Genomic DNA, 11,281 nt, shown 5'->3' with positions numbered 1-11,281 from the left:
GCCCCCCACAGCACCCTCCAGCGGACCACCCACCGCCCGCGCTCTACCAGGCGCGGGCGGCCCGCTGGAGGGTTTCGCGTACGCGGATGACGTCCGGGTTGGCCTCGGCGCCGGGGCGCTGGACCAGGAAAAGGGTGTTGAGCGGGGGCTCGGCCGGGTCGTGGAGCAGCACGAGACGGCCCGCGGCCAGGTGCTCCTCGCACAGCGAGTGATGACCGGTGCCGACCGGTGGACGCTGGCCGACGGCACGCATCACCCCACCGGCTTCTGGGCCGACGAGGCCGTCGTCCCGTACGAGGCGTTCAGGGCGGCGGGCCACGAGGTCACCGTGGCCACCCCCGGCGGCGTGGTCCCGCCCGTCGACCCCGCCGGCCTCGCGCCCGAGGCCGCGGGCGGCGCGGGGAACGCCGCGAGGATCGCGGAGGTTGTGGAGACCGCCGCGGAGTTCCAGGGCCCGGTCGCGCTGACCGACGTACGCCTGGACGAGTACGACGCCGTGTACGTCCCCGGAGGCCACGGGCCCATGGAGGACCTGGCGGTCGACGCCGACTCCGGCCGCATCCTCGCCCGGGCGGTGGGGAGCGGGATGCCGGTGGGCGTCGTGTGCCACGGTCCGGCCGCGCTGCTGGCCGCGGTCGGGGAGGACGGCGCCAACGCCTTCGCCGGTTACCGGATCACCGCCTTCACCAACGCCGAGGAGGAGCTGGCCGGCAGCGCCGCCAAGGCCAAGTGGCTTCTCCAGGACCGTCTGACCGAGGCGGGCCTGAAGGTCGGGACGGGCGTGCCCTTCGCCGACCACGCAGAACCTGACCACACAGAACCGCGCACGTCGTCGAGTTCCAGGCGCACGCCGAGGGCGTTCCGGGCCGACTGTCCTGGACGGCCCGGCAGGACGTCACCCCCGAGGAGCGGCTCGACGTGCTGCACGCCTGGCTGGTGGAGGACCTGCCCGGAGGCCGCGTACGCGTCCTCACCCAGGAGACCCAGATCGGCCGGCCCGCCGCCGAGCTGGCCCGGCAGACGCCGAACCCGATGCTCAACGGCCACCAGGCATGGCTCGACGGGCTTGTCCGCGCCGCCTCCGGGAAGACGAAGGCCGGAGCCTGAGCGGGCGTGCCCGCGCCACCACCTCACTCCAGGGGACAGGATGATGACGTCATGACCGACAACCTCACCGTGAGTGTCCTGGGCACCGGCATCATGGGCGCCCCGATGGCCCGCAACCTCGTCCGCGCCGGACACGGCGTCCGCGTCTGGAACCGCACCCGCGACAAGGCCGAGCCCCTGGCCGCCGACGGCGCGTACGTCGCCGGTACTCCCGCCGAGGCCGTGGAAGGCGCCGATGTCGTCCTGACCATGCTGTACGACGGTCCCGCCGCCCTCGACGTCATGAGGCAGGCGGCCGGCGCACTGCGTCCCGGTACCGCCTGGGTGCAGTCGACGACCGCGGGCGTCGAGGCGATCGGCGAACTGGCGGACTTCGCCCGTGAGCACCGGCTGGTCTTCTACGACGCCCCGGTGCTCGGCACCCGCCGGCCCGCCGAGGCCGGACAGCTGACCGTGCTCGCCGCAGGGCCCGCCGAGGGCCGGGAGACGGTGGCACCGGTCTTCGAGGCGGTCGGCGCCCGTACGGTGTGGACCGGCGAGGACGGCGCGGCGGGCAGCGCCACCCGGCTGAAGCTCGTGGCCAACAGCTGGGTCCTCGCGGCGACCAGCGCGACCGGCGAGGTGCTGGCCCTGGCGCAGGCGCTCGGCGTGGACCCGCAGAGCTTCTTCGACGCCATCGCCGGCGGCCCGCTCGACATGGGTTACCTGCGGGCCAAGGCCGGGCTCATCCTCGGCGACCAGCTCACACCGGCCTCCTTCGCGGTGTCCACCGCCGTCAAGGACGCCCGGCTGATCGTCGCGGCGGGCGAGCGGCACGGCGTACGTCTCGACCTCGCCGCCGCGAGCGCCGAGCGCCTCGCCCGCGCCGCCGCCCAGGGGCACGCCGACGAGGACATGGCCGCCGCGTACTTCGCCAGCTTTGACGAGCAGCCGCCGGGGAAGCCGTTGGACTGAGAGAGCCGAGAGATCCCGGAGCACGACGGATCCCGGGGCCCGACGGATCCCGATTCCGGGGCTTGACGGATCCCCGAAACCCGACGGATTCCGGAGGCCTGAGAGACCCGGGAGGCCCGACGGTCCCGAAGGCCTGAGACATCCCGGAGACCTGAGCGCCGAGGAGGAACGCGCCCTCACAGGCGGATGGCCACGAGCGCGGTGTCGTCGTCCGGGCCGGGCGCGGGGGCGGGGGCGAGATGGGTCAGTACGGTGTCGGCCAGGCGCTCGGGGGCGAGCGCGTGGTGGCGTTCGAGGCAGGCGGCGAGGCGGCGCAGTCCGGTGTCGATGTCCTCGTCACGGCGTTCGATCAGCCCGTCGGTGTAGAGGACGAGGGTGGCCCCGGGGGCGTACGTGACGGTCGCCTCGCAGTGGGGTACGGAGGCGTCGCCCGCGCCCAGCGGCGGGTCGGTGGCCCGGTCCAGGATTTCCACCGTCCCGTCGGGGTGGGCCAGGAGCGGTGGCGGATGACCGGCGCGGCTGTAGGTGACGGTGCGCTCGGAGCGGTCGACGACGGCCTGGACGGCGGTCGTGGCGAGGGCGCCCTCGATGGTGCGCGCGTGCTGGGCCAGGGCCCGCAGCGCGGAGGTCGGCCGCCCGGTGGCGCGGATCGCGGCGCTGAGGGCACTGCGCAGCTGGCCCATGACACCGGCCGCCTCGAGGCCGTGACCGACGACGTCACCGACCGCGACGGCCAGCCGGTCCGCGTCCAGCTCGAACAGGTCGTACCAGTCGCCGCACACGTTGAGGAGGCTGGTCGCGGGCCGGTAGCGCACGGCCACGTACGGGTGCTCGGCCAGCGGTGTGGCGGGCAGCATGGCGCGCTGCAGGGTGACGGCGATCTCGTGCACGCGGGCGTGGTCCTGGCGCAGGCGCTCGTTGAGCTCCTCCAGTTCCTTGGCGCGGTCGAGCAGATCGACGGTCATGGCGTCCTCGCGGCTGGGCACCCACCCCGGTGCGGTACCGAGGGCCCGGCGGGCGCGGACCAGGGCGGTGACCTCCTCGGGGCGGTGGACGACGAGCGCCACCCGGCCGTCCGCGCCGATGACGGGGACGTTGACCGTGCTCCAGTACCGCTCCTCGTAGACACCGGGCCGCCCGGGCACCTCGACGGAGTACTTCTGCACGGCCATGGCGTCCCGTTCACGGGTGGCCAGCACCCGCTCCAGCGACACGCGCAGGTTCTTGGGGCCGCTGGCGTCCGGGTCGGCGGGGTCGTCGGGGAACACGTCGAAGACGTACCGGCCGACCAGCTCCTCGCGGCGGCGGCCGGAGACCCGTACGTAGGCCTCGTTGGCGTCGGCCATCACCAGGTCGGGAGTGAGCAGCAGGATGGGGCCGGGCAGGGCCTGGTAGACGGCCGCGTAGTCGATGCGGTCGAACGCGGTGTCCGGGGCCGGGCTCCCAGGAGCATGGGCATCCCCGCTGCTCATCCCTCATGTCTACCCCCTCGCCCCGCCCTGTGCGACCCGGCCAGTACGGGGCGCACGTCCGGGTGGGGGCCGCGGGTGGTGCGTGGCTCGTCGCGCGGTTACCCGCGCCCCTGGAAGCTTCAGCCGCGCACCCTTTCCAGGAAGGCGGACAGGGTGCGCGTCATCGTGTTGCCGTCCGGCCCGGCGAACAGAGGGTCCAGGTGGTTCATGCCCTCGTCGGACTCGTACGTCGCGTACGGGACCCGGGAGGCGGCGGCCACCCGCCCGGCCGCGGTCAGGACCGTGCCGTGGGAGTAGCTCGTGGCGAAGGCGTACAGGGGGATGTCGAGGGCGGTGCCGTGCCGCAGGCGGAGGCCCAGGGAACGGGACAGGTCCGTGTCGGCGTAGGCGTCGGTGATGTCCAGGTCCACCGACAGGCGGGACGGCCAGTACCACTCCCAGACGGCTGGCTCCGGGCCCGCGTATGCCGCGGCGACACGGCTGAGCGGGGTGATGCCGTCGTCGATCCAGCCGCGTACGTCACCGCTCTCGGCCAGGCGTCCCGCGTGCACGCTGATGTCGTTCGGCCAGCCGAAGCCCGCGTCCACGAGGGTGCCGAGCAGCGCGGCGTTCGTGATCGGGTACGGCAGCCGCAGGGCGTCGGGCAGCCGGGGCTGCAGTACCGACCGGGCCGCCGGGGCGTGGTGCGCGTACCAGCCGGCCAGCTGGTACCAGATCTGTGAGCTCTCGGCACGGCCGCCCAGCCCGACACCGCTCAGGGTCAGGTCGAAGACCGCTCCGCCGTCGATGGCCGCGAGCCGCCGCCGTATCTCCTCCGGTGAGTCGTGGACGGGGGCGCCCGTCCCCTCGAACGCGCCGAGGACGCCACCGTCGATCACCGCCAGGCCCGCGAGGTCCCGGTACCCAGGGCTGCCGTCGAAGTCCCAGGCGGCGTACGCCAGCGCGGTGGTCGCGCCCCACGAGTGCCCGCCCAGCACCACCCTCCGCCGGCCTCCGGCGCCCGCGGCCAGGACGACCGCCCGCAGGTCCTCCAGGGTGAGCCGCAGCCCCCAGCCGGCGACGTACCCGGAGGCGGCCGGGTCCTGCGAGCGGTAGTGGCCGTCCAGGTAGTACGCGGCCGGGTCGGCGGTCGCGAAACCGGTCCGGTCGGCCAGGTTCTCCTCGCGCCGGTCCAACGCCCACACCTGCACTCCGGGCACGGCCGCCACCAGGTCCCGGGCCGGCAGCCGGAAGCCGTTCGCCGCCCCGAACATCCCCGGTACCAGCACCAGTACCGTGTCCGCCTCCCGCGGACCGACCTTGAGCACGTGCACACGGTCCGTCCCGGCCGGACCGCCCCCACGGCCCACCCGGACCGGGACGTACGGCTCCGCCGCGCCTCCTCGGCCCGCCGCCCGCGCGTCCCCGGCCAGGGGGCCGACCGCGCCGGCGCCCAGTACGAGACCACCGGCGAGCCCGCTCAACACCGTCCTGCGTGACACCGTCCCGTGTGCCGGAAGCTCCGTCATGTTCCCTGTTCTCCTTGCGAGTTGGAGGGGAGGCGCGAGGGTCCCAAGCTTCCCCTGCCGCTCGCCGGCGCCCGCCACCGGGTTCATCCGCCAGGAGGATGTAAGGCGCATCGATCGCTCATGACAATTACCCCTGGCAACTTCGAACACCAGGGGAGGAGCACCTCTTGCGCATCACCCGGCTCATCGGGACCGTCTTGGGCACCACGCTGCTGATGACCACCGCGTTACCGGTGGCGGCGGCCGACCCCGGACCCGCCGGCCTCGGACCCGCCCGCCTCGGACCCGCCGGCCCCGGACCCGCCGCCTCGGCGGAGCGGTCCCTGGACCGCGCCACCCTGCGCACCACGCTGCGCGCCGTCCACGAGGCGGGCATGTACGGCGCCTACTCGTCCGTGCGTGAGGGCGCCGACCGCTGGACCGGCGCGGCGGGGCTCGCCGACGTGGACACGAAGCGCCCGGTCACGCCCGGCATGCGGCACCGGGTGGGCAGTATCAGCAAGACCTTCACCTCCGTCGCCGTGCTCCAGCAGGTCGAGCGGGGCCGGATCAGGCTGGACGCGCCCGTCGCCGACTACCTCCCCGGCCTGGTCCCGGGGGAGCGGGGCCGGGCCGTCACGGTACGGATGCTCCTCAACCACACCAGCGGGATAAGCGACTACGTCCTGGGAGCCTTCCCCTCCCTCGCCCATGACTCCGCGGCGAGCCTCGACGAGGAGCGCTTCCGCTCCATCGCGCCCGAGGAACTGGTGCGGCTCGGGCTGAAGGAGCCCGCCACCGGAAGGCCGGGCGAGCAGCCGGGGTCGTACTCCAACACCAACTACGTGATCGCCGGGCTGATCCTGGAAAAGGTCACCGGCCAGGACGCCGGGACGTACATCACCCGCAACGTGATCGACCGGGCCGGGCTGCGCCACACCACCTATCCGCGCACCCCGTACATCAAGGGCCCGCACTCCAGGATGTACGAGTCGTTCTACGGACTGATCGACCCGCCGCGCGACTACAGCGTCTACGACATGTCCTGGGCGTCCACGGCGGGCTCGATCGTCTCCACCACCGACGACCTCAACCGCTTCTACCGCGCCCTGCTCGGCGGCAGGCTGATCGGGGCGGCCGCCCTGGACGAGATGCTGACCACGGTCACCCTGGCCTTCGGCGAGGCCCGCATGGACTACGGTCTCGGGATCTACCCCCTCGACCTGCCCGGCTGCGGCCGCTTCTGGGGCCACGACGGCGCGGTCTTCGGCGCCGGCACGATCGCGCTGTCCAGCCGGGACGGCAGGCGGCAGTTCGCCATGGGCTGGAACCTGATGAAGTACCAGCGCGTCAACGAGGACGGCACCTGGGAGCCGAGCCCGATCGACGACGCCCTCAACACGCACCTCTTCCAGGCGCTCTGCCCGGAGCCCGAGGCGCCTGCGCAGCCCGAGCCGGCGGAGCCGGAGTCCAGGACGGCGGTCCCCGAGGCCGGCCGGCGGGTCCCCGGGGGGCTGCCCGGCGTCGAGATCGCTCCCGGCACCTGGGCCACCCGCCGCTGATCCTCGGCCCCGGCCGTTGATCCCTGGCCCGGGCCGCTGATCCCTGGCCCGGGCCGTTGATCCCTGGCCCGGGCCGCTGATCCCCGGCCCCGGCCGCTGTATAACCGCCGGATGATCTATCACGTGGTTCCGCTCGCCGAATGGGACGCCGATCCCGACCGCCCGTACGCGCCCGCCTCCCTCGCGGAGGACGGGTTCGTGCACTGCTCCGCCGACGAGCGGACCACGCTGGCCGTCGTCAACGCCTTCTACCGGAGCGCGCCGAGGCCGTTGCTGGCGCTGCTCCTCGACGAGGAGCGGCTCACGGCACGGCTGGAGTGGGAGGCGCCGGTTCCCGTCCCGCCGCCCGGGGTCGCCGAGGGCACCTCGTTCCCCCATGTGTTCGGGCCGCTCGACCGCGACGCCGTCGAGCGGGTCCTGGAGGTCCGGTGGGACGAGGAGGGGCGGGCGACCGGGCTGGAGGAACGGGCCGGGGGAACGGCGATGAGCTGACCGCCCGGGCCCCCGGGCCGTCGGGGCCGTCCGACCGTCGCGCTGTCAGCGAGCCGCGAGCGCGGCGAAGGCCTCGTCCAGGAGGACGACGAGGTCGAGCCGGCCGTCGGAGGCGGTCCAGTGGTCGAGGGCCACGTTCAGGCAGTCGAGCGCGGCGGCGGCCCGTACCGACTGGGCGAGCGTCGCGGGCCCCGTCGAGCCGGCGCGCTCGGCGAGGGCCCCGGCCAGGGCGGGGCCCCATCTGTGCTGCTTCTCCAGATGCCGGGCCCACAGAGCGGGCGTGTCCCGTACGAGCCGCATCGTCGCCAGGGCGCCGGACGGGTCCCGGTGGTAGCGCTCGATGACGGTGTCCAGGGCGTGCCGCAGGGCCGTCCAGTCGTCCTCGCCGGCGGGGCGGGCGCGTACGGCGTCGGCGAGCCGGCGGTCGTGGCCGTCGAAGGCGGCGAGGACGGCGTCCTCCTTGGTGCCGAAGTACCGCAGGAACGTGCTGCGGGACACCCCGGCGGCCGCCGCCAACTCGTCGACGGTCACCTTGTCGAAGCCCTCGCGGCAGAACAACTCGAAGGCCACCTGGCCCAGTTCGGCCCGTACGGCGGCCCGGGCGATGTCCCTCGTCGTGCTGCTCGCACGCGCCGCTCCGGTCATCCCGCGATCCGCCCCGTGATCCGTCCCGCGATCCGTCCCATGATCCGCTCTGTGATCCGCCCCGCGATCCGTCTCCGCACCATCCGGTTCATCCGGCGATGGTATCCCCTTTACCGAACCCTGATTGCGGAGTCGGTACTTGGTCACTAGCGTGACACCGAGTTTCATCTACGACACTTCTCTTCAGCAGGGGGGCACCCTACCCATGACCGCCGCCGCCGTGACCGGATCGCCCGTCGACATCCCCACCCCGGACGGGACCGCCGACGCCTATCTGGCCCGTCCCCTCGACGACAGCGCCCCGCACCCCGGCGTGCTCTTCTACATGGACGCCTTCGGGCTGCGTCCGCATCTGAAGAAGATGGCGGACCGTCTCGCCGCCGCCGGGTACACCGTCCTGGTCCCGAACGTCATGTACCGGAACGGGCGGGCGCCGCTGGTGGATCTGCCCGAGTTCATCAACCCGGCCGACCGTCCGGAGATCTTCCAGAAGATCCGCCCGCTGATGGAGTCGCTGACCCCCGACGCGGCCATGCGGGACGCGGGCGCCTACCTCGACTGGCTGGCCGCCTCCCCGCTGACCGGCGACGGCCCCGTGGGCGTCACGGGTTACTGCATGGGCGCCGCTCTGGCCCTGCGCACCGCCGGCACCCACCCGGACCGGGTCGCCGCCGCGGCCGGCTTCCACGGCGCGTACCTCGCGACCGAGGCGCCGGACAGCCCGCACCTGGTCGCCGAACACGTCACCGCCGAGCTGTACTTCGGGCACGCCGACCAGGACGCCACGAATCCTCCCGAGCAGATCGACCGGCTCGACAAGGCCCTCACCGCCGCGGGCGTCCGCCACCGCACCGAGGTCTACGCCGGTGCCCGCCACGGGTTCACCCAGGCGGACACCGCCATGCACAGCGCCGAGGCGGCGGAACGGCACTGGACGGCCCTGCTGGACCTCCTCGGCCGCACCCTCCGAACTGCTGCCTGAACCGCCTCGGTTCAGCCGAGGCACACCACGAGCAGGCAGAGCTGCGACGGCTGTGTCTCCGACGGGGAGGGGGTCGCCTCCGGGGTGTCCGTGTTGCCCGAGCCGCCCGAGGAGCCCGAGTCCGACCCCGAACCGCCCGACGTACCCGAGTCCGCGCCGTCGTCGGGGGGCGTCGGAGTGGGCGTCGGCTTCACCGCCGTACCGGTGAGGTCGGAGGCCGCGCCGCCGGAGGACGGGGAGTCGGTGCGCGGCTTCGGGTCCGTGGCCGACTGGGGAGCCGTGGCGGAGTCCGGCCGGGTGTCCTGCTGTCCGGTGCCCGACAGGGCCGCGGACCGTCGGCGCCGCTCGTCGGTCGCGGGGGACTGCGTGGGGGACGAGGACCGGTTCGTGGAGGGGGACCGTGGCTCCGACGGGCGGGACTGCTGCGCCCCCTGCTCCTCCAGGGCGTTCGTGGTCGGGTGTTCCGGCGCCGCGTTCGTCTGCGTGTGGTCGTTCGACTGCCGGTCCATCGCGGCAACGGTCAGGCCGCCGCCGACGAGCGCGACGGCGGTCGCGACCACCGCCCGGCGCTGGGCCTTCTTCCAGCGGGCCCGCTGGCGGCGCCGCGCCGCCCGTCCCATCGGCGCGGGCTCCGCGGCCTCGATGTCACCGGCCGGGTCTGTCCCCGGTGCCTCGTCCACGTCGGCTTCGGCCCCGACGTTGGCCTCGTCCCCGACGCCGGCCGCCGTGTCGCCGTGGTGGCCGTGGTGGCCGTGGTGGCCGTGGTGGCCGTCGTACCCGTGCCAGGTGTCCGGCAGCATGGGCTCCCAGGCCGCCGGCGCGCCCGTCGACGCCGTGCTCGTCCACGCGGTGTCGAGACGTGCGGTGTCGAGACGTGCGGTGTCGAGACGTGCGGCGTCCTGAAGCGCGGCGTCCTGATGCCCGGTGTCCTGGTGCGGGACGTCCTCATGTGCGGTGTCGGTGTCCGGCGTCGCGGTACCCGGCGCCGTGGTGGCGGCGCGGGCCGGGACGGTGCGCCCGTAGGCGGTGACCGGGGCGATGTCCGGCGCGTAGGCGCCGCACCCGGGACACACCAGGGCGCCGTTGAGATGTCGACGACACGAAGAGCAGTAGTCCATTCGCAGGTCTTCCTGAGTTGGCGTCAAGTCGACCCGCCGGGCCGCCGCCTGGTCACGGTCGTACGTGGAATCGAACGGCCTGCAACGCTAACGAGGCTTTCCAAAGACTGTGTGCAGCCTCTGTGACACTCCTGCACGGATTCACCGAGGGCCTGTTTGAGGCCGCCCCCGCAGTCGGCGCACGGCGAGGGCCCCGGCGGCGAGCGCGGTGACCCCGCCGCAGACCAGGTGCACCCAGGTGCCGGAACCGTCCGGCCACCGGCGAGGTTGCAGCGCTTCCCGGCGGGCCCAAGCATGGGACGTGGGGAAGTGGGGGACCACGAGAGCGTCCCTGGGAGCGGCCGAGATGACTGCCGACGACGGCCACGAAGACCCGCCGCTGCGCTGCCTGGTCACCGGCGCCACCGGATACATCGGCGGCAGGCTGGTGCCCGAGCTGCTGGCCGCCGGGCACTCCGTGCGCTGCCTGGTCCGCTCCCCCGGCAAGCTGCGTGACCACCCCTGGGCCGGGGAGGCCGGGGCCGCCCGGGTGGACGTGGTGCGCGGGGACGTGACGGACGAGAGGTCCGTGCGCGAGGCGATGGAGGGGATGGACGTCGCGTACTACCTGGTGCACGCGCTGGGCACCGGGCGCGGGTTCGAGGAGACCGACCGGCGCGCGGCAGGGATCTTCGGTGAGCGGGCGCGCGCCGCCGGTATCCGGCGCATCGTCTACCTCGGCGGGCTGAGCCCCTCGGGAGTGCCCGAGCGCGCGCTCTCGCCGCATCTGCGTTCCCGTGCCGAAGTGGGCCGCGTCCTCCTGGCCTCGGGGGTGCCGACCGCGGTGCTGCGAGCAGCCGTGATCATCGGATCGGGTTCGGCCTCGTTCGAGATGCTGCGCTATCTGACCGAGCGGCTTCCGGTGATGGTGACCCCTGGCTGGGTGCGCACCCGCATCCAGCCGATCGCCGTCCGCGATGTGCTGCGCCTGCTCGTGGGCTGCGCGCGGCTGCCGTACGACGTGAACCGCGCCTTCGACATCGGCGGCCCGGACGTCGTGACGTACGAGGAGATGATGCGCCGGTACGCCGCCATCGAGGGGTTGCCGAGACGGGTCATCATGCCCGTTCCGCTGCTCACTCCCCGGCTGTCCGGTCTCTGGGTCGGTCTGGTCACCCCGGTGCCGGGCGCCCTCGCCCGCCCGCTGGTCGGGTCCCTGAGGCACGAGGTGGTCTGCGCCGAGCGGGACGTCGCCCGCTTCGTGCCGGACCCGCCGGAGGGGCCCGTGAGCCTGGACGAGGCTCTTCGTACGGCCCTCCAACGGGTCCGCGACCTGGACGTGGCCAGGCCGCCCTCGGCTCCCCGCCGTGCCCCGAGCGATCCGCTGCCGACCGATCCGGACTGGGCGGGGGGCAGCCTGTACACGGATCACCGCGAGCGCGTGGTCGGGGCGACTCCGCAGGCGCTGTGGCGGGTGGTGGAG

Annotated in this window: 10 protein-coding genes and 1 pseudogene; 7 read left to right on the top strand and 4 right to left on the bottom strand. The window is 73.8% G+C overall.

What is annotated here, in order from left to right:
• Positions 1–211: 211 nt before the first annotated feature.
• The 3 genes and pseudogenes from FNH04_RS31470 to FNH04_RS31460 all read left to right on the top strand — a co-directional run.
• A pseudogene (locus tag FNH04_RS31470) lies at positions 212–811 on the top strand (type 1 glutamine amidotransferase domain-containing protein); the annotation flags it as partial.
• A gap of 107 nt (positions 812–918) precedes the next feature.
• Complete coding sequence (locus FNH04_RS31465; protein WP_322724381.1) at positions 919–1,107, top strand: SRPBCC family protein; 189 nt, start codon at positions 919–921, stop codon at positions 1,105–1,107.
• A gap of 51 nt (positions 1,108–1,158) precedes the next feature.
• Positions 1,159–2,061 carry an NAD(P)-dependent oxidoreductase gene (locus tag FNH04_RS31460; protein ID WP_152789177.1) on the top strand — a complete coding sequence of 301 codons (903 nt, stop codon included), beginning with the start codon at positions 1,159–1,161 and terminating at the stop codon, positions 2,059–2,061.
• A gap of 176 nt (positions 2,062–2,237) precedes the next feature.
• Here FNH04_RS31460 and FNH04_RS31455 read toward each other — a convergent pair whose 3' ends face one another.
• Both FNH04_RS31455 and FNH04_RS31450 read right to left on the bottom strand, forming a co-directional pair.
• Entirely contained in the window at positions 2,238–3,533 is a 1,296-nt protein-coding gene (locus tag FNH04_RS31455; RefSeq protein WP_152789176.1) for a PP2C family protein-serine/threonine phosphatase, read from the bottom strand.
• A 119-nt stretch (positions 3,534–3,652) separates the two neighbouring features.
• Positions 3,653–5,041 carry an alpha/beta hydrolase gene (locus FNH04_RS31450; RefSeq protein WP_152789175.1) on the bottom strand — a complete coding sequence of 463 codons (1,389 nt, stop codon included), beginning with the start codon at positions 5,039–5,041 and terminating at the stop codon, positions 3,653–3,655.
• A gap of 167 nt (positions 5,042–5,208) precedes the next feature.
• Here FNH04_RS31450 and FNH04_RS31445 point away from each other — a divergent pair, with 167 nt between their 5' ends.
• Both FNH04_RS31445 and FNH04_RS31440 read left to right on the top strand, forming a co-directional pair.
• Positions 5,209–6,582 (top strand): serine hydrolase domain-containing protein, encoded by a 1,374-nt coding sequence (locus FNH04_RS31445; protein WP_152789174.1) that lies wholly within the window; start codon positions 5,209–5,211, stop codon positions 6,580–6,582.
• A gap of 111 nt (positions 6,583–6,693) precedes the next feature.
• Positions 6,694–7,074, top strand: a complete 381-nt coding sequence (locus FNH04_RS31440) for a DUF952 domain-containing protein (protein ID WP_152789173.1) — start codon at positions 6,694–6,696, stop codon at positions 7,072–7,074.
• Positions 7,075–7,119: 45 nt separating this feature from the next.
• Here FNH04_RS31440 and FNH04_RS31435 read toward each other — a convergent pair whose 3' ends face one another.
• Positions 7,120–7,719, bottom strand: coding sequence for a TetR family transcriptional regulator (locus tag FNH04_RS31435; protein ID WP_152789172.1), 600 nt, complete (start codon positions 7,717–7,719; stop codon positions 7,120–7,122).
• Positions 7,720–7,924: 205 nt separating this feature from the next.
• Between FNH04_RS31435 and FNH04_RS31430 the strand changes: the two genes are divergently transcribed.
• A complete protein-coding gene (locus tag FNH04_RS31430; RefSeq protein WP_152789171.1) occupies positions 7,925–8,701 on the top strand; it encodes a dienelactone hydrolase family protein in 777 nt (258 codons plus the stop codon).
• An 11-nt stretch (positions 8,702–8,712) separates the two neighbouring features.
• Here the strand turns inward: FNH04_RS31430 and FNH04_RS31425 are convergent, their stop codons facing one another.
• Positions 8,713–9,819, bottom strand: coding sequence for an SCO2400 family protein (locus FNH04_RS31425; protein WP_152789170.1), 1,107 nt, complete (start codon positions 9,817–9,819; stop codon positions 8,713–8,715).
• Between the two features lie 346 nt (positions 9,820–10,165).
• Between FNH04_RS31425 and FNH04_RS31415 the strand changes: the two genes are divergently transcribed.
• On the top strand, positions 10,166–11,281 hold a 1,116-nt coding region (locus FNH04_RS31415), incomplete at its 3' end, for an NAD(P)H-binding protein (RefSeq protein WP_152789168.1).

The organism is Streptomyces phyllanthi (assembly GCF_009377205.1).
Classification (GTDB): domain Bacteria; phylum Actinomycetota; class Actinomycetes; order Streptomycetales; family Streptomycetaceae; genus Streptomyces; species Streptomyces phyllanthi.
Note: the sequence above shows the minus strand (reverse complement) of the source record. Positions and strands in the feature narration are given on the sequence as shown.

Coding starts and splice junctions, on each gene's coding strand:
- FNH04_RS31460 (WP_152789177.1), top strand. CDS start 1,159: ATGACCGACAACCTCACCGTGAGTGTCCTGGGCACCGGCATCATGGGC.
- FNH04_RS31455 (WP_152789176.1), bottom strand. CDS start 3,533: ATGAGCAGCGGGGATGCCCATGCTCCTGGGAGCCCGGCCCCGGACACC.
- FNH04_RS31450 (WP_152789175.1), bottom strand. CDS start 5,041: ATGACGGAGCTTCCGGCACACGGGACGGTGTCACGCAGGACGGTGTTG.
- FNH04_RS31440 (WP_152789173.1), top strand. CDS start 6,694: ATGATCTATCACGTGGTTCCGCTCGCCGAATGGGACGCCGATCCCGAC.
- FNH04_RS31435 (WP_152789172.1), bottom strand. CDS start 7,719: ATGACCGGAGCGGCGCGTGCGAGCAGCACGACGAGGGACATCGCCCGG.
- FNH04_RS31430 (WP_152789171.1), top strand. CDS start 7,925: ATGACCGCCGCCGCCGTGACCGGATCGCCCGTCGACATCCCCACCCCG.
- FNH04_RS31425 (WP_152789170.1), bottom strand. CDS start 9,819: ATGGACTACTGCTCTTCGTGTCGTCGACATCTCAACGGCGCCCTGGTG.